Source organism: Ignavibacteriales bacterium, assembly GCA_026390595.1.
GTDB lineage: Bacteria > Bacteroidota > Ignavibacteria > UBA10030 > UBA10030 > UBA9647.
This window is the reverse complement of sequence record JAPLFQ010000020.1, coordinates 383,062-403,662: the sequence shown is the minus strand read 5'-3', so window position 1 is coordinate 403,662 and position 20,601 is coordinate 383,062. Positions and strand designations below refer to the sequence as shown.

The following is a 20,601-nucleotide window of genomic DNA, read 5'->3' as shown; positions in this document are numbered from 1 at the left end:
TTTGATTGCACTTCCACTCTTTACTTTTTCTTTTTTTGGAGCACTTGATTCGCAATCGAGTCACTGAAGGTTCATGAAGCACATCCGAAATTTTTGCATAGTCGCACATATCGATCACGGCAAATCCACCCTCGCCGACAGGATCCTCGAGCTTACCGGAGCAATCTCTTCCCGCAACATGACCAAGCAGGTGCTGGATGATATGGAGCTTGAACAGGAGCGCGGCATTACCATCAAGCTCCACGCTATCCAGATGCAGTACAAGGCACTCGATGGAGAGCAATACACGCTTAACCTGATCGATACGCCCGGGCACGTCGATTTTACGTATGAGGTCTCACGTTCTCTCGCAGCGTGCGAAGGGGCGATTCTTGTTGTGGACGCGACGCAGGGGGTGGAGGCGCAGACAATTTCCAACCTCTATCTCGCCATCGACGCGGGGCTTGAGATCATACCTTTCATCAACAAGGTCGACCTGCCCAGCGCAAAGACGATGATCGACACGGTCAAGCGCCAGGTCGTAGATCTCCTTGGATGCACAGAAGAAGAAATCCTGCTCGGGAGCGCGAAGTCCGGATTGGGGACGCACGAAGTCGTCGAAGCGATCGTGCATAGAGTGTCTGCTCCCAAGGGAGACCCCGACGCGCCGTTGAGAGCGCTGATATTCGACTCCGTGTTTGACGAGTACCGCGGCGCAGTGGCATACGTGAGGGTGATTGATGGGACGTTGAACGAAAAGGAACACATCAAGTTCTTCTCGAATGACAAGCAGTTCCAGGCCGAAGATGTCGGAATCCTGGAAATGCAGCGAAAACGTGTAGGCAGTATTTCCGCCGGCAACGTCGGATACGTCATCGCCAATGTGAAGGATGTCCACGATACCAAGGTGGGAGACACCATCACACACGCAGACAAGCCTGCTGCAGGGCCGCTTCCCGGTTACAAAGAAGCGAAGCCAATGGTCTTCAGCGGTATGTATCCGTCCAACAGTGACGCGTTTGGTGAATTGAGGGAAGCGTTAGAGAAACTCCGCCTGAACGACGCCTCGCTGACGTTCGAACCAGAGAGTTCGCTGGCCCTCGGGTTCGGCTTCCGGTGCGGTTTTCTTGGGCTTCTGCACATGGAGATCATCCGTGAGAGGCTCGAGCGAGAATACAATCAATCCCTCATCAATACTGTTCCGAACGTCGAATACAGCGTTATCAAGCTCGATGGCAAAGTCATGCTCGTGGATAACCCCGCGTTCATGCCTACCCCAGGCGAAATCGAGAGGGTCGAAGAGCCTTACATCAAGGGACAGATTATCACGCCGACCGAGTACATCGGTCCAATCATGAAGCTCTGCATGGACCGGCGCGGAATCCATCGTAATACTACTTATCTGTCCCCCGAGCGTGCCGATATCCACTATGAGCTCCCTCTGGCTGAAATCATCTTCGATTTCTATGACAAGCTGAAGTCCATTTCCCGGGGTTACGCCTCGTTCGATTACGACTTCCTGGAAAACCGGGAATCGGACCTCGTGAAGCTCGATATTCTGCTGAACGGGGAGTCTGTCGATGCGTTATCGACCATTGTACATAGGGCGAAATCGTATGACTGGGGCCGGAAGATGTGCGGGAAACTTCGCGAGCTCATCCCACGTCAAATGTTTGAGGTTGCAATCCAGGCCGCGATCGGCAGTAAGGTCATCGCACGGGAAACCATCAGCGCGATGCGAAAAAACGTCATCGCCAAGTGCTATGGGGGAGACATCAGCCGCAAGCGGAAGCTCCTGGAAAAACAAAAAGAAGGCAAAAAACGGATGAAACAGGTCGGCCGGGTGGAGATCCCCCAGGAAGCCTTCCTGGCTGTCTTGTCGATGGAGGAATGAATGAACGATGCACGCAAAGTGAAACAGGAAGAGCCACGGGACGACAGACCCTTGAAGGCGAAGGTGCTGGCCTTTCTAAAGGAGTTTGGTATAGTCTTTGGGGCTTTTCTGGTTCTCAATAATTTCGTCATCGCCTCCTTCCTGGTCCCGACCGGATCGATGGAGAATGAAGTGATGACCGGTGACCTGCTCTTCGTGAACAAGTTCATCTACGGCGGCACCTCGCCGCGCAACATACCCTTCACGAATGTGCGTCTACCCTGGTTTCGGATTCCAGGGTTCAGGGAGGTTGAGCGGGGCGATGTGATCGTTTTTGTGTTTCCCGGCTATCGGGATGAAGTGAAGCCGGAAGATTTTACGTTCTACCTGAAGCGCTGCGTGGCACTTCCGGGAGATACGCTGCAAGTGATCAAGAGGGTTCTCCACGTGAATGGCAAGGTTGCTCCGGTGCCGCGGAACATACACTTCAGTTTCCCGCGGATGGTGAGTGCAAGCGGTGTGGATGATCGGATTTTCCCGAAAGGGGCTTCCTGGAACGAAGACAACTATGGCCCTCTTGTGATTCCGAAGCAAGGGATGACGCTCCGCATCGACCCGACGACGATCGAGGCGTGGGATACGTTCATTCGCAGGGAGGGGCACACGGTCACTGTCAGCGGCAATCGTATCGAAATCGACGGCAAGGAGGCCACGGAGTACACGGTCCAGCGTGACTATGTGTTTGGCATGGGAGACCATCGGGATAACAGCCTCGACGGTCGTTATTGGGGGTTCATCCCCAAAGAAAACCTCGTCGGTACACCCCTGGTTGTCTATTGGTCGTGGGACACCAACATCCCGATCTACAACATTTTCTCCAAGATCGCTTCGGTTCGTTTGGGCCGGATAGGAACGCTTATCAAGTAGGGATGGTGGACGAGGAGAACCGACACATATCAATGAATGCGTCACCGGACGCGAAGCCTCCCGGCACGCCGCATGAATCGACTGTAATTCCTTCGACGCCCGAGCCTCCCCTCGGGCGTCGGGCGATGAGCTTTGCCAGGGCGATTCTCTTCACGATCTTCATTGCCTTCCTGCTGAAGACGTTTGTCGTAGAGGCGTTTCGGATCCCTTCCGGATCGATGGAGAACACTCTTCTCGTCGGCGACTTCCTTCTGGTCAACAAGCTCGCGTATGGATTGAAGACCCCGCGGTACGTTCCACTTACCAACCTTGCGATCCCTTCGCTGACGTTTCCCGCTTTCGGTTCTGTCGGGCGTGGGGATGTCGTTGTCTTCGAGTATCCCGGTAGGCATAGTGAGACTGAAGGAAACGAACCCGTCTACTACATCAAACGTTGCATCGGGATTCCAGGAGACACTGTTGCGATACAGTCGGGTGACGTTCTTGTTGACCGAAGGATGGTGCTTCCTCCGTCGCACGGGAAATCCTCTTTCCCGGGGCGGTCTCTCTGGCCGGAACCCGCACGAGGGGAGGGACGGGAGCCGATCGATGGGAACAATTACGGCCCGATCATAGTCCCAAAGAAAGGTGACGTGGTTGCACTGACGCCGGCGTCTGTTTCGCGGTGGAGAGATTTCATTGAGCGTGAGCATCACCGGTTGGACATGGATTCGAGTGGAACAGTGCTGGTCGATGGGATCACGTCATCTACCTACACGGTCCAACAGAACTATTACTTCATGCTCGGGGACAATCGCGGCAACAGTCTTGACAGCCGGTTCTGGGGGTTCGTCCCCGAGAGAAACATCGTCGGAGCGGCGCTCGTGGTGTACTGGTCATGGGATCCCGAAGATCCGGGGAGTGGCCTCAAGGAGAGGGTGAGCAAGATCAGGTGGTCGCGGGTTGGGATGTTGATTCGATAGCAGTCATCGGCAGTCAGTACCGCACACGAAGTGAGGAACTGGACAGAAGAGTGGCGAGCCTTTACATCCATATTCCGTTCTGTGAACACAAGTGCATCTACTGCGATTTCTATTCGATCGCCCCGAACGAGACCGCGTCGCGTTCCGAGCTGCCGACGACGCGGTTCGTTGAGACGTTGCTCAAGGAACTTGATATCCGGGCCCGCGAAGAGCGATTCCAGGTGCCTTATGAGACTGTCTTTCTGGGCGGCGGAACTCCTTCGTTGCTCTCTGTGGAAGACCTCAAGCTCATACTCGACAAAGTCACGAGTTCGTTCCACATAACGGCAGATGCTGAGATCACTGTCGAGACCAATCCCGGGACGGTGGATCGGCAGAAGCTCGACTCTTTCCGAAGGCTCGGGATCAACCGACTGAGCATAGGGATCCAATCATTTCACGATGACGACCTGAAATTCCTGACTCGCATCCATTCATCGGATGAGGCAAAGCAGTGTGTCCGTGATGCGCAGAATGCGGGGTTCGACAATGTCAGCCTTGACCTGATGTTCTCGCTTCCGAACCAGACGAAGGAACGGTGGCGTGCAAACCTCGAGCAGGCAATGGAGCTGAGCCCCGCGCACATTTCTTGTTACAGCCTGATTGTGGAGCCGAACACGCCCCTTGCCAGGATGGTCGAGTCACGGCAGATTTCGCTTCTGACCACCGATGAGGATGCGTCGATGTACGAGTTGACGATTCAGTATCTCGCCGCACACGGTTTTGAGCAATACGAGGTATCGAACTTCGCCCGCCTGGGGCTGAAGTCACGGCACAACGGCAACTACTGGAATCACTCGAACTATCTCGGGTTCGGACCTTCCGCTCATTCATTCTGGTCCTCCGGCGGTGCAGAAGGCTCCGTCCGCTGGTGGAATGTATCAAGCATCGTTGGTTATCTCGACAAACTCGATCAGGGATCGCTTCCTGTCGCGGGGCAGGAGCACCTGACGACGAAACAACTTGTGGAAGAGGAGATCTTTCTCGGTCTTCGGAGTGAAGGGATTGACATCGCCGGTTTTCGCGGGCGCTATGGGAAGGATCTGATGGCAGAGCATCGCTCCCGACTCAATGATCTCATTGAAAGCCGGATGGCGATTGTGCAGGACGGCAAATTGAGGCTTACATCCAAAGGGTACATGGTTTGCGATGAGATATGCGCTTCGCTGCGCGTCTGAAAACGCTGTTGCAGTTCAGGGCATTTCCTGATAGATTTTGCAGGTTTTGACTCGTCGCATCTGTCCAGATTGATAACGAGGAGTGCATGGAACACAAAAAGCTGAACCGCGTCATCGCCGGAGGCGTTTTTCTTGTCTCCCTTATTACATATATGGCTACCCTTTCTCCCACCGTCGTGTTCTGGGATGTAGGAGAGTTCTCCGCTGCAGCATTTTCATTGCAGGTACCCCATCCGCCGGGAGCTCCGCTGTTTCTTCTTCTGGCCCGCCTGGCGTCGATGGTGCCTTTTGTGCCTGATATTGCTGTCCGGATGCACTTTGTTTCCGGGCTCGCGAGCGCCTTGTCATGCGGTTTGCTGTATCTTCTTTCAGTCAAGTTCATCGTGACGTGGAGAGGCATACCGGGGACAACGTACGACCGGATTGTCGTGTTTGGATCGGCGGTTGTCGGAGCGTTGTCGCTGACCTTCAGCCCGACATTCTGGTTTAACGCGGTGGAAGCCGAAGTGTACGGCATGAGCATGCTGTTCGTCAGTGGCATCATCTGGTTGGGAATGCGATGGTATGAACGGGCGGATTTCAAGCGGGGAGACATGTATTTGCTGTTCATCGCCTACCTCGTCGGCCTGGCGGTTGGTGTCCATCTGCTGGCCATACTGGCGCTCTTCCCTGTGATGCTGTTCTACTATTTCCGGTACAACGAGTTTTCGATTCCGTCGTTCCTCAAGTTCGGCGTCGCGGCGATGATAATTTTCGGGATCATCTATCCCGGTGTGGTGAAAGTGCTGCCGTCCCTGCTCGACGGGGAATTTGGAGGAACAAAGAGTGAATTGTTCACATTCATGCCAATCGCGTTGATCGGTGCAGCTTTCTACGGCATTTACTATTCTGTCAAGAAACAGAACCGCCTCCTCAACCTCGCACTCCTGAGTTTCCTGCTGATCATCCTCGGGTACTCCACCTACACGATGGTGTACATCCGCGCGAATGCAAATCCCCCGATGAACGAAAACGATCCGAGTACGATGGCGCGCCTGGTCTCGTACCTCAATCGTGAGCAGTATGGCGAGGCCCCGCTGATCAACCGGCGATGGAACACCGAACCCGAACAGTCGGCTGCCGCAGCAAAATACGCGGGCGATCTGGACTACTTCTGGAAGTATCAGCTGAATCACATGTATCTGCGATATTTCGGATGGAACTACGTTGGTTCGGAAGGCGATTTCAAAGATGCGGGGGTCAATTGGAAGCAGCTCTACGGTATACCTCTGTTCCTGGGATTGCTGGGAGCCTTCTTTCACTGGCGCCGCGATCCAAAGATGGCCGCGGTTGCAAGTGCTACGTTTCTCGTGATGGGGCTCGCCCTGGTAGTGTACTTCAACATGCAGGAACCCCAGCCCCGGGAGCGTGACTACTTCTACGTGGGTTCGTTCTTCATATTTTCTATGTGGATTGGTATGGGCGTGCTCGGAGCCATCGATTGGATCAAAGAGAAATACAAGTCGAACGGCAGTCACGAATACATGGGATACGCGGTCCTCGTCCTTGCAGTCCTGTTTGTCCCTGTGAATATGTTCCGGACCAACTATCATCAGGCGGACCGGAAGGGGAATTACGTCGCGTGGGATTATTCGTACAACCTTCTGCAGACGTGTGAACAGGATGCAATTCTGTTCACCAACGGTGACAATGACACATTCCCTCTCTGGTACCTGCAAGACGTGGAAGGTGTCCGGCGCGACGTCCGTGTCGTCTGCCTCAGCCTTTTGAACACGAGCTGGTACATCAAAGAGCTCAAACACAGGGAGCCGTACGGCGCGAAGAAAGTCCCGATCACAACCCCCGACGGCGATATTGAGGTCATTAGGCCGAGGGAATTCCAGCCGCGTGTGATCAAGCTTCCAGTCCCCGGCGAAATCATGCGAAAGTACAGCGTGGAAGGGACCGCCGCGACACTTGATGCCAAGACGAAGGTGCAGGATGTGACCGATACCATGTCTTTCTACATGCCGAACTCACTCGAATTCGGCAAGGTGAAGGCCATCCGCGTGCAGGATATCATGGTTTTCGATATCGTTGCATCGTCCAACTGGCAGCGCCCCATCTATTTCGCGATGACTGTTTCCCCTGACGGCCAGATCGGCCTGAAAGAATATCTGCAACTCGAAGGACTTGCGTTCCACCTGATTCCCAGGAAGGGGACGTCGCTCGTCAGCAATATCAATGAACCCAAGATGCGCGCACAGTTCTTCACAGATATCCAGAATCCATCCAAGACTCCCGCAGTTGGATATCGGTGGAGGGGATTGCAGGACAGCACGACGTATTTTGATGAGGACATTCGCCGCCTGATGACAAACTACCGGCAGGCCTTTGTCCTCCTGTCGCAATACTACGCCAATACGCCGGGTATGATGTCGAAGGTCTCAGAACCGCTTGACAGGATGGAGCAGGTCGTTCCCCGGAAGGTCATTGCGATGGACTACCGGACAAAGATCTATGTCGCAAACCTGTATGCGGCCGCGGGAAGAGACGACAAGTTCCGCCTGATGTGCAATGAGATCGTTGGGGAGCTGAAGCCGATCGTCGAGCGCGGAACCGCCGAGCCGCTCTCGTATGAAAATCCGTATGTGGTGCTACTCCAGACCTATGAGACCCTGCATCAGTACGACGATGCTCTCAAGCTTGTCGATGTGATCCGCTCGACGTACCCGCGCGAACAAGGGATTGAACAGATCACAGGACAGCTGCGAGCCCGCCTCATGGCGGAGAAATCCGCGGCGCAGCAAAAGGACTCACTTGCCACACGTGCGCCGGTGAAAGGGAAGTAGGCATGGAGGGAAGAACGCAGCCGCCTGAAAAAGAATCAAGACGGGAACACTGGGAGACGTTTTGGGAAGAAAAGGAGAATGTCGCACACGTCTATTCGAACGAGGACCGGATTCTTCGAAACCTCCAACGTGTGGGCGATCTGCGCGGGATGAAAATACTCGAGATCGGAGCCGGAACGGGGAGGGATAGCTTTCCGCTCATGAAGTATGGGGCGGAGGTCGTCCAACTCGACTATGCTGAGAATTCACTCCGGATTCTCAAACGCCTGGCGGAAAATTTGCAGCTTCCCGCGAGAATTGTCGGCGGCGATACGTTCCAACTGCCATTTCAGGCTGAGACGTTCGACGTTGTGTTCCACCAGGGATTGCTGGAACACTTCCGTCATCCGCAGGCCGAGGCCCTTCTGAAGGAGAACATCCGAGTTCTCAAAACCGGCGGCATACTGCTGGTGGATGTCCCGCAGCGGTATCACTTGTATACGCTCGCCAAACATCTCCTGATGGCCGTGGACAAGTGGTTCGCAGGCTGGGAGCGATCGTTCTCCGTAGGCGAGCTGAAAAACCGCATGCAAACGCTCGGATTAACGCCTGTCTATGCCTACGGCGAATGGATGTACCCGAGTTTCTTTTATCGCTCCTTCCGAGAAGCGATGAAGGCCGTTGGCCTGACGCTGCCGCTCAACCCTCAACCGTTCAAATCCGTATCACGCTTCCGAAAGGGTGTTCGGATGGCTCTTCTCGAAACGCCGCTGCCTCTCTATACCGGCATCTCGATAGGCGTCATGGGCAGAAAGTAGCAGCCGGGAGCCTGATGAAGATCCTCGTCCTGAACTGGCAAGATATCAAGAACCCGCTTGGCGGCGGCGCCGAAGTCCATCTCCATGAGATTTTCAAGAGAGTCGTGGCGCAGGGACATTCGGTGACGTTGTACTGCTCAAAGTTTCCCGGATCACCTGATACGGAGGACATCGATGGCCTCCGTGTCATTCGTGAAGGGGGACGATATCTCTTCAACTTCCATGTCCCTCTCCGGTACCAATCGCAGTTTCGGAAAGAAGGATACGATGTCATTGTCGATGACATCAACAAGATTCCCTTCTACACCCCCTGGTTTGTCGACAGGCCGCTCGCGGGGATCGTCCACCACCTGTTTGGGAAAGCGATTTTCCTGCAGGCGCCCTTTGTCCCGGCGTCGTATGTCTACCTTGCCGAAAAAGTCGCAGCAAAGGTGTACAAGAACACTCCGATGGCGGTTGTCTCTGAAAGCACCCGCCTGGAGCTTATTGACCTCGGATTCCCTGCGGCGAACATCGTCATAGTTCCCAATGCAGTCAACGATAAGATCTACAAGCCGTCAGAAGATCTCTTGCCGGGGCAACCGTTGGTCGGTCATCTCGGTCGGTTGAAGAAATACAAGAGCGTGGACCATCTGCTCAGGGCGTTTCAGATAGTACTGAAAGACGTTCCCGATGCGCAGCTCAAAATCATCGGCGATGGTGATTTCCGGGCGGAACTGCAGCGGCTCGCTGGTGAGCTCGGTATTGCCGAACGGGTTGAGTTCACGGGATATGTAAGCGAGAGTGAAAAAGTGCGGCAGCTTCATCAGATGACCCTCGCGGTGAACTGTTCTGCGAAGGAAGGATGGGGATTGACGGTGATCGAGGCGAATGCGTGCGGCGTCCCTGTCGTGGCGAGCGATGTGCCGGGGTTACGCGATTCCGTGGTCGATGAGAAGACCGGTTTCTTGTACGAGTTCGGCAACATTGAGCAGCTGGCGCAGAAGATCACGTTGGTGCTTCGGGACGAGAACCTCCGGAATAGGATGCGGGTGAATGCGATTGCATGGGGGCGTTCGTTCAATTGGGAAGAATCAGCGGGGAAAATGATCGGTTTCCTCGAAGGAGTGATCGAGCGGAAGAGGGTGCGTTCAGTCCCCTGATCTCAAAAGCCTCTGCGTGAGCAACGCCGCACATTCCTCCGATGTCGCGACTTTCTGAACGAACTTCGTACAGTCGCCAAGCCCTTCCCACAACAGCTCGTCCTTCAGTGTATCAACCACTTGTCCCCAGAAGTTCCCTACGATGATGATCGGCTTCTCGGGAATGAATTTCTTGTTGATGAACTCCCAGACGTAGGCAAGTTCGAGGAGTGTGCCGGTTCCTCCCTTGAGGATGACATAAGCGTCCGCCTTGTCAACCAACACCTCTATTCGTTCAACGAGCGTCCTCATTCTGATTTCCGTATCGACCCACCGGTTTGCCTTTCTGGTGAACGTCTCAACTGTGACGCCGATAGTCTCTCCACCCGCTTCCTTCGCACCCCGCGCAGAAGCTTCCATGATTCCGCCATAGCCGCCATTACAGACAATGAAACCTGCCTGCGCCAGGGCGTTCCCGAGTTTCCTGGCCTCGACATATTCAGGGTCGTCTTCATGGGGCCTGAGACTTCCGAATACAGTAACGACTTTCTTCATTGGGATCTTTTCGGTTGGTTGCAGTGCTCAGGTAAGTAATAAGAGGAGCGGATTAATCGGTGAAAACCCAATTCACTCCCAACTTGATGTTTCGGTCCATCAGAGGATAATAGGGAATCATCATCCTGTTGACGCTGAGCGGATTCTCCCACTCGAATGTGAGATAGGCATCCCCGATTTTCGCCACACAGTAGAAATCGAGAGACGCGAACGCAGGCATCTCAGCAACGCCTTGCTCCGCAAACAAGCCAAGGCGTGGCAGGAACTGAAGTCCCCGATGGCGTGTCACAGCCTTTAACCGGATAGCCCCCTTCAGGTCCAGCTCGCCTCCAGCAAATTGGTCCCTGTACGACAATTCGCTGACCGACGTAATCTGCGGGATGACTGGAGGATCGCTCCCGTTCTTTTTGCTTCGTGTGAAAGTGATGTTGCCTGCGAGTTCGAATACCGAGACACGGAGCTTCAGATCGGCTGTCACACCGCTATAATCAAGCACCGGAGTCGAGACGAACGAATATCCTGCCTCTCCATTAGTCCAAGGCGTCAGGCTGATGGAGTTTTCTATTTTCTTGATGAAGCCCGTCAGCCCCAGTTCAAATGAGCTTGTCCGGATGCGAGTTCCGGCCTGGATCAGGGAATGAGTCTCTTTCGTCAGATTGTCAGCACGTTCAAGGTCCGAATCCACCCAGAACAATTCCTGAATCGTTGGGAATCGGTAGCTTCTTGACTGATCTCCCCACACTTCAAGCCACAAAGTCGGTCGAGATTTCAGATTAACACCCCACGAAAGACCGTGGTCCCCGCGAAGCCCTTCAAATCGGGCAGAGAACGCTCCTTCGATCCATTGGCCCGCCCGGAGCATTGTCATTGCGCTTCCTGCGGCATAATTCTCAGTGCGGTCTGCGAGGTAGTGATCCTGCCTCGTATGGCGCGATTCCATCTCCGCTCCCAGATCAAGGGAACCGACCGGGAAAGTGATGTTCTGCTGTAGCTTCATGCCCCAGAAGGAACTGACTTGATTATTGGAAAACAGGGGCTGCCCCCCGAGCGGGTTACCATTCGAATATTCCCTGTCGATGGAGGAAAAATAAAGTGTGGCTTTCGAGAGGGAAGTCGTATCGGAGAAAAACCTCCCGATGACTCCGACCGTAAGATCGTGCCTGGACGAGATCTGATAGGAGGCGAGGTCCTTCACGGTGGCATTCAGCTCATCGTACAGCGAAGCGCTCTTGGACGCATCCACGCCGTCGTTGAGGCCAATGGTCGACTTTGTGTAAAAGTCCCCGATCCACATGTTAAGATCCTCCGACACGTTGTAACGGAGGCGCAACCGGAAATTCCAGGAGTCGTACGCGGAGTTCTTGAATCGGCCATTTGTCACATGCCGTTGGAAGCCGAATACGGCGTTCATCCCGCGGCTTACGTTCTGGGCGAAGATCCCGTCTGACAAAATGTGATCAAACGCCCCCTGGAAGAACCGCAGCTTCGTGAGCGGTCTGGAACTGTTGTATTGATGGGAGACGAAATTGATCCTCCCGGCCGCAGAATTTGGTGATTGGAAGAGCGCACCCATGCCATCAGAGGATTCGATTTCATTCAAATACTCGAGAGGAATATCATACAGGTTGTACAGTCCCGTCACCGGATCGTTCAGCGGACGGCCATCGAGCTGGAGCGAAATTCCACGGGTGTCAACCCCGGTCTTGCTCAATTGTCCGGCCTGGCCCGGCTCCCCAAACTCGCGCAGAAGCACTCCCGGTATTTTCCAGAGCAAATCCCCGACATAGACGGCATCAGTATGGAGAAATTGATAGTGGTGGAGAGCGCTCGAAGTATCGACAGGTCGGCCGAGATTGCCAATACCTGGGATGAACCGCTTACGTGTGTCAGCGCGCAGGGAGTCGAGCCGCTGTGCTTTCACCGAATCGGGAATCTGGATATCCTGAGCGCTGGCGGCGGAGACCAGGCAAACAAGGAGAAAAGCAGACCGAATGACCTTTTGGTAAACGAAGTTTGGGCGGGGAGAATGTCGGATCTGCACTCGATCAGTCACTTGTTAGTTGATCTCTGGTTTGAACTGCGGCTCTGTGACCGATGTGAAATACTGTTTCGAAAGATCAGATGCGAGCCCTCTGGCTGTTTCGGCAGCAGAAAAAAGCCCGAACACAGACGATCCGCTGCCGCTCATAAGGGCTATGTCAGCGCCCCCGGACATGAAGGCCTCTTTCAGCTTCGCGATCTCAGGATGCCTCTCGAAAATCGTCGCTTCGAAGTCGTTCGAAAGCTCCCGGCGAAGCGTCGGGATGTCGCGAGTGTTGCCGGAGAGCAGCTCTTTCAATTTCGGTCGTTTTCTGTTCTCGGCGAGTCGAAGTGAGGAATAGGCCCAGGCGGTGGAAACGTGGATTGGCGGAGTGGCCACCAGGATGGTGTAGGGAAGCGGCAACACGAAGCTCTCCAGGATTTCTCCTCTTCCTGTGGCGAATGCTGTTTGTCCTGTGAAGAAGAACGGGACATCTGATCCCAGCGTCTCGCCGATGGTCTGCAGCTCGTCCGGGCTGATGTCGAGTGACCAGAGTTTTGTCAGTCCCCGGAGAGTGGCTGCCGCATCCGCGCTCCCCCCGCCGAGCCCCGCGCCGATGGGGATGCGTTTTGTCAGTTTCATTTCAACACCGGTGTGACACCCGGTGAGATCCCGGAGGACGTGCGCTGCGCGCACACAGAGGTTGGTGTTGTCGTCAGACAGCTCGGGTCTGTTGGAGGAGAACTGAATTCCCTGATCGTTCTGAACCATCTCCAAATCGTCGTAGAGATCAATGAGCCGGAAGACGGTCTCGATGGAGTGATACCCGTCGGATCGCTTACCGAGGACGTGGAGTCCAAGGTTGATTTTCGCGTATGCCCGGACTTTCATTCAGAAGTAGATATATTCAAACGCTAAAATACGTGAATAACGGAGGAGATGCAAGAAAGCAATAAAATCAGTCTTTTTTGATTGTTGTGGCAATTTTTCGTAGGTTAAAAATCACAGGGTCATTCAGGTAAGAGTCTCTGAACGATTTTCCAGAGGGTTTCTTGATAGTCCGGATAGGTGACATACGAATCGGTGGCAATGGTCCGCTCGTCCTGATCGCCGGGCCGTGCGTTGTCGAAAGCAGAAAGATGATTCTCTCGACAGCAGAGAAAATCGTTCACATTGCAGAACGCCGCGGCATCCCGCTGATCTTCAAGTCTTCCTACAAGAAAGCAAACCGCACAAGCGCTCATTCCTTTGTTTCAATAGGTGATGAGGATGCCCTCGAGATTCTCGCCGAGGTCCGTACGCGGTTTGGTATACCGGTACTGACCGACATCCACACCGCAGAAGACGCGGTGAAAGCAGCCCAAGTTGTGGACGTTCTCCAGATACCCGCGTTTCTGTCCCGACAGACGGAGCTTCTGCAGGCCGCCGGGAGAACGGGAAAAGTCGTCAATATCAAGAAGGGGCAGTTTCTGGCGCCGGCTGATATGCGCCTGGCAGCCGAAAAAGTGGCGATGACCGGCAACAAGAAGGTGCTCCTGACGGAACGCGGCACGACATTCGGATACAACAACCTGGTTGTCGACATGCGCTCGCTTCCGATTATGAGGCGATTCGGATTCCCCGTTGTGCTCGATGCAACCCACTCAGTCCAGTTGCCCGGAGGAGACAAGACCCGGAGCGGTGGTCAGCCCGAATTCATCTTCCCCATTGCGCGGGCCGGGGTCGCAGCCGGATGCGACGCGCTCTTTGTCGAAGCGCATCCGAACCCGTCAAAGGCTCTCAGTGACCCTGCAAGCCAGCTCAGGCTCGATCTGCTTGACGACCTGGTCAAGCAGGTGATGGCGATCGACGCCGTCGTGAAAAAGGATCTGAAAGAGCGGTAGACCTTCAAAGACCGACCTTGCCAACGAAAATCCCACAACGCTCAGTGCTTCGCAGGATCAGACTCCTCCTTCTTGATGTGGATGGAGTGATGACCGACGGCGGAATCTATTATTCCGGCCGGGGCGAAGAGCTCAAGCAGTTTAACACGAAGGATGGATACGGAATCGTTATGCTCCAGCGAAGGGGCGTGAAGGTTGGCATCATCACCGGAAGAGTGTCATCGATCGTCAAAGTAAGAGCGAAGGAGCTTGGGATCACGGAACTCCACCAGAATCTCGACAACAAGCTAGCGGCCTACGGGAAAATCAAGAAGAAAATGGCACTCACCGATTCCCAGGTGGCATACATGGGAGATGACGAACCCGATCTTCCCGTGCTCCAGTGCGTTGGATTCTCAGCTGCTCCTGCGGACGCGGTGCGGCGCGTACTTTCTCAGGTCGACTATGTTTGCGTGCGCTCAGGCGGTAAAGGCGCCGTGCGCGAAGTGATCGATCTCATTCTCGACGCTCAATCCTGAAGGAGCCCGTCATGGGGCTTGAGGAGTCCTTTCCCCGTCGACTCTCGGAGCCCGAGCGTGCATTGCTCCTGTGGGTGCTTCCGGAGGATCGGCCGGGATACGCTCAGTATCGCAGGCTTGTGAGTCAATGGATGGTTGTGGGAAAAGGTCGGAGGGAAGAGGGAAACTACATCCTCGGTTCACATGGTCTGACGCCTGACGTTGAGTCTCCGCTTCCGCAGATATTCGCATTCGGTACCGTGAAACTTGGGAAAGAGGATGTAACGATCAGTGTGCGGGAACGTCTTTAGGACCAGCTGGAATACGAGATCTCCGGGCCTTCTGAGGCGGATCTATCCCTCGGAATCGAGTCGTATCGCCGGTGGACGCTGTCGGAATGGCTGCCGAACCGGCCTTGTCCGAACTGTGGCGCTGCTCTGAGGGAAGTGGAGATGAAAACGGTATCAGGTCATTCACTGATTCTCGCTGTCTGTGCGGAGGATCATCGGCTCTGGGTGTTTGACGCTCAGACCGGAGTCAATCACCCGATACCCGTCACGAGTTTCTACAATGAGTTGATGCTTCAGAACCGGGCGCAGGATCGCAGGACTGTCCCTGATTCAAAGCGCCTTTTCACCGACCTTGATACGCACAGCGACGCGGCCTTGACGGGCGCCTTTTCGTCCTACAACAGGTTGCGCACAAAAGTTTTTCTGGGGGAACCTCTGGTTGTTCAGTCGGAGGCAGGTTTCAACTGGTTCAGACGAGCCACGCGCCGGCTCTTCAGGCAGGGAAAGACAGGGATGTGATCGTAGAATCGAGCGCGGTCCAGTTATCTCCGGAGTCACAGAATGGATACTGCAATCAGACGAGGCAAGGAAGTCGTCCGCATCGAAGCGGAGGCCATTCAGGCCCTCGAATCGAAAATCGACGAGAACTTTTCCGCCGCAGTTGACCTGATCTTCAATTGCACAGGGCGCGTCATCGTCACGGGCCTGGGCAAGTCGGGACTTGTCGCCCGCAAGATTGTCGCGACAATGAATTCGACGGGTACCGCTGCGATTTTCCTCCATCCTTCCGATGCGGTCCACGGAGACCTCGGCATGGTGAGGGCGGAAGATGTGGTGATCTGTCTTTCGAAGAGCGGCGACACGGAAGAAATCCGCGAATTGATTCCTCTTTTCCGGCGCATCGGCGTAAAGGTCATTTCGATGATCGGCAATACGTCATCGCATCTCGCGCTTCAAAGTGACATCGTCCTCGACGCGAGCGTGAAGGAAGAAGCATGTCCTCATGACCTGGCGCCGACGGCATCGACGACGGCTGCGCTGGTGCTGGGCGATGCGCTCGCTGTTGCGCTCCTGGACAAGCGCGGATTCACGAAAGAGGAATTCGCGATGTTTCATCCTGGGGGGAACCTGGGAAAGAGACTCCTTCTCAAGGTCGAAGAAATGATGGTCGGCGGGCCAAACGTTCCGATTGTACGTGAGGAGGTTCCACTTTCGGACGCAATCGTCGAGATGACGTCAAAGCGCCTCGGAGCAACGTGCGTTGTCGATGCAACGGGGAAGTTGCGCGGCATTATCACGGACGGCGACCTGCGCCGTTTGCTGCAGCGGACGAAGAACGTGACCAACGTGACCGCTGCCGAGGCCATGTCGAAGAATCCAAAAACCATTCGCAAATCTCTTCTGGCGGCGACGGCATTGGAGGAGATGGAGTCGTACACCATCACGCAGCTTATTGTCGTGGACGACGAGCAGCGTCCGGTCGGCATGCTGCACCTTCATGATCTCGTGAAAGCCGGTCTGAGGAGCGAGAGTGCGGGATGAGTGCACTGCGTCTTATAGCTGGGATATTGTCCGCTGTTCTCTTGATGATGACAACGCCGGGCTGCGAAGACAAGATCAAGCCGTCGGTGCTGCCGGGGCTCGATTCCAAAACTATCCCACAGCAGGAGAGTTGGAACAGCACAATCGTCGTCTCAGATTCCGGGCATATTCAGGCCAGGATCTTGGCGGGTTACATCCAGAAATATGATGGTCCGCAGGAAACGCAAATGAGCGACGGGATAACGGTCTTTTTCTACAACGATGTCGGGAAGCAGACTTCCGTGATGACAGCCAGGACGGGAAAGGTGAACGAACAGACGTACAGCATAGAGGCGGAAGGGGATGTGCTCGTTGTCTCGGATGACAGCACGAAACTCCGAACCGAGCGTCTGTTCTGGGACAACAAACATAAGTTGGTTCACACGAACGACTATGTGTCTGTGACGTCGCCGCGTGAGAATGTCCAGGGGCGGGGTTTCGAATCGGATCAACGTTTACGCAATTACAGAATTTTCAAGGTCACTGCACAAGTTCGCGGAAATTGAAACTACGATGCACGACGGTTCCGTCTGCAAATACGATATCCACAATCCGAAAGGGAAAGGCACACGTCGTGCTTCGAAGTATGGATTTTGTGCTTCGGATTTGTTCAGGATGTCGAGATTCGTGTTTCGTGCTTCACGTGTCGCATTCCAAATGCTTATCGTTGCGCTGTGTATCCTGGTTGGCGTCGTCGCGGGCCGATTGTCCGCCCAGCAAAAGAACTTCGAGATTCGCTCCGCCGACGTGCTCAATGTCAGGCATATAGGTGCGCAACAGATACAAGCCCTCATTGGGAACGTTCACATGGTGCAGCCTTCGGCATCGGGCGACATCAAGATCTGGTGCGACTCGGCGTTTCGCAACTTGCAGACAAACGTGGTGGACCTCTTCGGCCATGTGAAGATCGTCCGGGATAGCATGACGCTGACTTCGACAGAAGGAACCTATTCAGGCAACGACCGTCGGACGGTGTTGCCAAACAATGTGCGTCTCAACCGCGGTCGTATGGTTCTGACCTCGAAATACGGCGAGTATTGGGCGAATGACAAGCGTGCGTACTTTCGCGGCGACGTACACATCGTCGATTCAGCTTCTACAACCACGTCCGACGAGCTTACGTACTTCGAGAATGAAGACAAGTCGATTGCTGTCGGTCAGGTCAGGGTATCGAGCCTGGAGAATAATCTGACGGTTTTTGGCGACTCACTGATACATTTTGAGAAGCAAAAATACAGCCTCGTACCGAAGAACCCCCGACTGATGCAGATTGACTCGGCCGCAAACGGAGGACTCGATACGCTGATGATTGTCGGGTCACGGATGGAGGCATATCAGGACTCCCTCCAGCGGTTTGTTGCTGTGGGCAAGGTGGAAATGGCGCGGACGGACTTCGCTGCCCGATGCGGTGAGGCAACGTATTTCTATAAGAGGGACCGAATCATCCTCCGGCAGCAGCCAGTGGTCTGGAATGTCGGGAATCAAGTTTCGGGAGATTCCATCGTCGTCATGACGCGGAATCGGAAGTTGCAGAGTGTCTACGTGCGTGGACGTGCGATGGCCGTTTCGCTGGCTGATTCTCTGAACAGGACGAGGTTCAATCAACTCTCTGCCCGAGAGTTGACGCTTCGGTTCAATGAAGGAAAGATCAACCAGATCGATGCCGATCGCACAGCGACGAGCCTATACTATCTGTTCGACGGCGCATTGCCAAACGGCGCCAATCGCTCAAGCGGAGATCGAATCGTCATGGAAATCGTCGCCGGAACGATCAACAAGATCAAGATCGTCGGTGGCGTCGAGGGGAGATACTTCCCTGAGAAAATGATTGCGAAACATGAGAGGGACTACAATCTTGACGGATTTCGCTGGATCACCGATCGACCCCGGCGGAAACAATTATCCATCGTGCACGAATCTTATGACTAATACAGTGACGCAGACAGAGCCAAATGTTCTCCGCTCTTCGGCTCTCGTAAAGAAATACAAGAAGCGGATCGTCGTGAACGAGGTGACCATTCAAGTCCGACAGGGGGAGATCGTCGGTCTGCTCGGGCCGAATGGCGCGGGAAAGACGACGACGTTTTATATGATTGTCGGGATGATCAAACCGAACGGGGGAAAGGTGTTTCTCAACGAAGCCGAGATTACGACGATGCCGATGTATGAGAGGGCGCGTCTGGGGATCGGCTATCTACCGCAGGAGGCGTCTGTCTTCCGGCGGCTGACGGTGAAGGAGAATCTGCTTGCAGTGCTCGAGATCAGCAACCTTTCGAAGAAGGAGCGTCAAGAGAAATGCGATCAACTCCTGGAGGATTTCGGACTGACGCACCTCGTCAAGAGCAAAGGATATGTGCTCTCAGGGGGTGAGCGTCGCCGTACGGAGATCGCGCGCGCGTTGGCACTCGATCCGAAATTCATGCTGCTTGACGAACCGTTCGCCGGCATCGACCCCATCGCAGTTGAAGAAATAATGAAGATCGTCACCAGACTGAAGGAAAAGAACATCGGTGTGCTTGTGACGGACCACAACGTCCATGAGACCTTGTCCATTACGGACCATTCGTATCTTCTCTTCGAGGGTAGGATTCTGAAAGCGGGCACCGCAGAGTACCTGGCCAACGACCCGGAAGCCAAGAGGCTCTATCTGGGCGAAGAGTTCAAGCTCGATCGGTACAGTACGGGTAGAGCGGAAACGCCCTCCGCCGCTGACAAGAGTTCTGGGATTTCCAAGACCGTCAAAGCTCCGCGGGTTGCCAAGACCGCAAAGACTGTCAAGGTTGCCAGGGTCGCAAAGACTGTGAAGACTGCCAGGATCGCAAAGGTGGTCAAGATCCCCGGCAAGCGCAGGCAACTTTAGATTGTCGATCCTGGAACGTGGCTTCTGGTCCGCAGACCGACACACGAACTTAGCTCTCATTCTAATCACAATGTCACAGGCAAGTAAACGTCATGGTCGTCGTTACCGAACCTGGAGTATCTGAAAAGCAGATAGAAGAGATCATTCGCGCGCTCAACGAGCATGGCTTCGATGTCCATCGCTCGACGGGAATACAGCAGACTGTGTTGGGGGCGATCGGGGTGCATCCGGAATTCGATCATCGCCAGATCGAGCTGCTTCCCGGTGTCGCAGAGGTCCTGCGCATTACGGAGCCGTACAAGCTTGCGAGCCGGACGTTCAAGAGGGAGGGTTCGGTTTTTGACATCGGAGGCCTCAAACTGGGGGGCGAGAACGTTGTCGTCATGGCGGGGCCTTGCTCTGTCGAAAGCGAGAAGCAGATATTCACGATCGCGAAAGCTGTCGCAGATGCCGGAGCGAAAGTCCTGCGCGGAGGTGCATTCAAACCGCGCACGTCGCCTTACTCGTTCCAGGGAATGGGAGAGGAGGGCCTCAAACTTCTGCGCGCCGCCGCCGACGAGTACAAACTGAAGGTTATTACGGAAGTGATGGACAAGAGCCACATCACGTTGGTCGAAAAGTACGCCGACATTCTTCAAATCGGCGCACGGAATATGCAGAACTTCACGTTTCTCCGTGAGCTCGGTACAGCGTCGAAACCGGTGTTCCTGAAGCGCGGCCTCGCTGCGACGATAGACGAATGGCTGATGTCGGCAGAATACATTCTTTCCGGCGGAAACCACCAGGTGATCATGTGCGAGCGGGGAATCAGAACGTTTGAAACGGCAACGCGCAACACACTCGACATCAGCGCAATTCCAGTCGTGAAGAAGAAGAGTCACCTCCCTGTCTTCGCCGATCCGTCACATGGTATCGGTATCCGCGACAAGGTGATCCCCATGGCCCGCGCCTGTGTGGCCGCGGGGGCAGACGGGATCATGGTGGAAGTCCACAACGATCCCGACCACGCAAAATCCGACGGCGCACAGTCTCTCTTCCCGGACCAGTTTGCGCAAATGATGAAAGAAGTCCGCATGATTGCAGTAGCCATCGGGAGAACGCTGAATTGAGAAATCCAAGATCCTGATGGTGGCATTCGTACCCCGAATCTGCATCGCGCCCGGACTTTTACAAATCCCTGGAACACATCGACCCTTCAGCCAAACTGA

Annotated in this window: 18 protein-coding genes and 1 pseudogene; 16 read left to right on the top strand and 3 right to left on the bottom strand. The window is 54.7% G+C overall.

The window, feature by feature from the left end:
• Positions 1-73: 73 nt before the first annotated feature.
• The 7 genes from lepA to NTU47_09850 all read left to right on the top strand — a co-directional run bounded on the left by lepA (position 74) and on the right by NTU47_09850 (position 9,728).
• Positions 74-1,873, top strand: a complete 1,800-nt coding sequence (lepA, locus tag NTU47_09880) for a translation elongation factor 4 (GenBank protein MCX6134108.1) — start codon at positions 74-76, stop codon at positions 1,871-1,873.
• On the top strand, positions 1,874-2,779 hold the full coding sequence (gene lepB / locus NTU47_09875; protein MCX6134107.1) for a signal peptidase I: 906 nt from the start codon (positions 1,874-1,876) through the stop codon (positions 2,777-2,779).
• A gap of 32 nt (positions 2,780-2,811) precedes the next feature.
• Positions 2,812-3,741, top strand: a complete 930-nt coding sequence (gene lepB / locus NTU47_09870) for a signal peptidase I (GenBank protein ID MCX6134106.1) — start codon at positions 2,812-2,814, stop codon at positions 3,739-3,741.
• Positions 3,657-4,958 carry a radical SAM family heme chaperone HemW gene (gene hemW, locus NTU47_09865; GenBank protein MCX6134105.1) on the top strand — a complete coding sequence of 434 codons (1,302 nt, stop codon included), beginning with the start codon at positions 3,657-3,659 and terminating at the stop codon, positions 4,956-4,958. Before lepB (NTU47_09870) ends, hemW begins: the two co-directional genes overlap by 85 nt.
• A gap of 86 nt (positions 4,959-5,044) precedes the next feature.
• Positions 5,045-7,789, top strand: a complete 2,745-nt coding sequence (locus tag NTU47_09860; protein ID MCX6134104.1) for a DUF2723 domain-containing protein — start codon at positions 5,045-5,047, stop codon at positions 7,787-7,789.
• 2 nt (positions 7,790-7,791) lie between these two features.
• Positions 7,792-8,586, top strand: coding sequence for a class I SAM-dependent methyltransferase (locus tag NTU47_09855; GenBank protein MCX6134103.1), 795 nt, complete (start codon positions 7,792-7,794; stop codon positions 8,584-8,586).
• A gap of 14 nt (positions 8,587-8,600) precedes the next feature.
• Positions 8,601-9,728 (top strand): glycosyltransferase family 4 protein, encoded by a 1,128-nt coding sequence (locus NTU47_09850; GenBank protein MCX6134102.1) that lies wholly within the window; start codon positions 8,601-8,603, stop codon positions 9,726-9,728.
• Here the strand turns inward: NTU47_09850 and NTU47_09845 are convergent.
• From NTU47_09845 to ispE, 3 genes are read right to left on the bottom strand one after another with little or no spacing between them, the layout of a single operon-like run.
• Positions 9,717-10,262 carry an LOG family protein gene (locus NTU47_09845; GenBank protein ID MCX6134101.1) on the bottom strand — a complete coding sequence of 182 codons (546 nt, stop codon included), beginning with the start codon at positions 10,260-10,262 and terminating at the stop codon, positions 9,717-9,719. The genes NTU47_09850 and NTU47_09845 overlap by 12 nt on opposite strands.
• 52 nt (positions 10,263-10,314) lie before the next feature.
• On the bottom strand, positions 10,315-12,303 hold the full coding sequence (locus NTU47_09840) for a TonB-dependent receptor plug domain-containing protein (GenBank protein MCX6134100.1): 1,989 nt from the start codon (positions 12,301-12,303) through the stop codon (positions 10,315-10,317).
• Positions 12,304-12,318: 15 nt separating this feature from the next.
• Entirely contained in the window at positions 12,319-13,173 is an 855-nt protein-coding gene (gene ispE / locus NTU47_09835) for a 4-(cytidine 5'-diphospho)-2-C-methyl-D-erythritol kinase (protein ID MCX6134099.1), read from the bottom strand.
• Positions 13,174-13,334: 161 nt separating this feature from the next.
• On the opposite strand from ispE, the gene kdsA reads away from it, so the two are divergent.
• The 9 genes and pseudogenes from kdsA (at position 13,335) to aroF (ending at position 20,502) form a co-directional block, all read left to right on the top strand.
• Entirely contained in the window at positions 13,335-14,165 is an 831-nt protein-coding gene (kdsA, locus tag NTU47_09830) for a 3-deoxy-8-phosphooctulonate synthase (GenBank protein MCX6134098.1), read from the top strand.
• A 17-nt stretch (positions 14,166-14,182) separates the two neighbouring features.
• Positions 14,183-14,683: an HAD hydrolase family protein gene (locus NTU47_09825; protein ID MCX6134097.1), complete on the top strand. Its 501-nt coding sequence runs from the start codon at positions 14,183-14,185 to the stop codon at positions 14,681-14,683.
• Positions 14,684-14,694: 11 nt separating this feature from the next.
• Positions 14,695-14,973, top strand: coding sequence for a hypothetical protein (locus tag NTU47_09820; GenBank protein MCX6134096.1), 279 nt, complete (start codon positions 14,695-14,697; stop codon positions 14,971-14,973).
• 141 nt (positions 14,974-15,114) lie between these two features.
• On the top strand, positions 15,115-15,471 hold the full coding sequence (locus NTU47_09815) for a hypothetical protein (protein ID MCX6134095.1): 357 nt from the start codon (positions 15,115-15,117) through the stop codon (positions 15,469-15,471).
• Positions 15,472-15,513: 42 nt separating this feature from the next.
• Positions 15,514-16,494: a KpsF/GutQ family sugar-phosphate isomerase gene (locus NTU47_09810; GenBank protein MCX6134094.1), complete on the top strand. Its 981-nt coding sequence runs from the start codon at positions 15,514-15,516 to the stop codon at positions 16,492-16,494.
• The gene (gene lptC / locus NTU47_09805) at positions 16,491-17,039 is read left to right on the top strand and encodes an LPS export ABC transporter periplasmic protein LptC (protein MCX6134093.1); all 549 of its coding nucleotides are present in this window, start codon (positions 16,491-16,493) and stop codon (positions 17,037-17,039) included. The genes NTU47_09810 and lptC overlap by 4 nt, the downstream gene beginning before the upstream one ends.
• A gap of 121 nt (positions 17,040-17,160) precedes the next feature.
• Positions 17,161-18,462: a hypothetical protein gene (locus tag NTU47_09800; GenBank protein ID MCX6134092.1), complete on the top strand. Its 1,302-nt coding sequence runs from the start codon at positions 17,161-17,163 to the stop codon at positions 18,460-18,462.
• A pseudogene (gene lptB, locus NTU47_09795) lies at positions 18,455-19,201 on the top strand (LPS export ABC transporter ATP-binding protein). The gene NTU47_09800 and the pseudogene lptB overlap by 8 nt, the downstream one beginning before the upstream one ends.
• A 284-nt stretch (positions 19,202-19,485) precedes the next feature.
• The gene (gene aroF / locus NTU47_09790; protein ID MCX6134091.1) at positions 19,486-20,502 is read left to right on the top strand and encodes a 3-deoxy-7-phosphoheptulonate synthase; all 1,017 of its coding nucleotides are present in this window, start codon (positions 19,486-19,488) and stop codon (positions 20,500-20,502) included.
• The last annotated feature ends 99 nt before the right edge of the window (positions 20,503-20,601 follow it).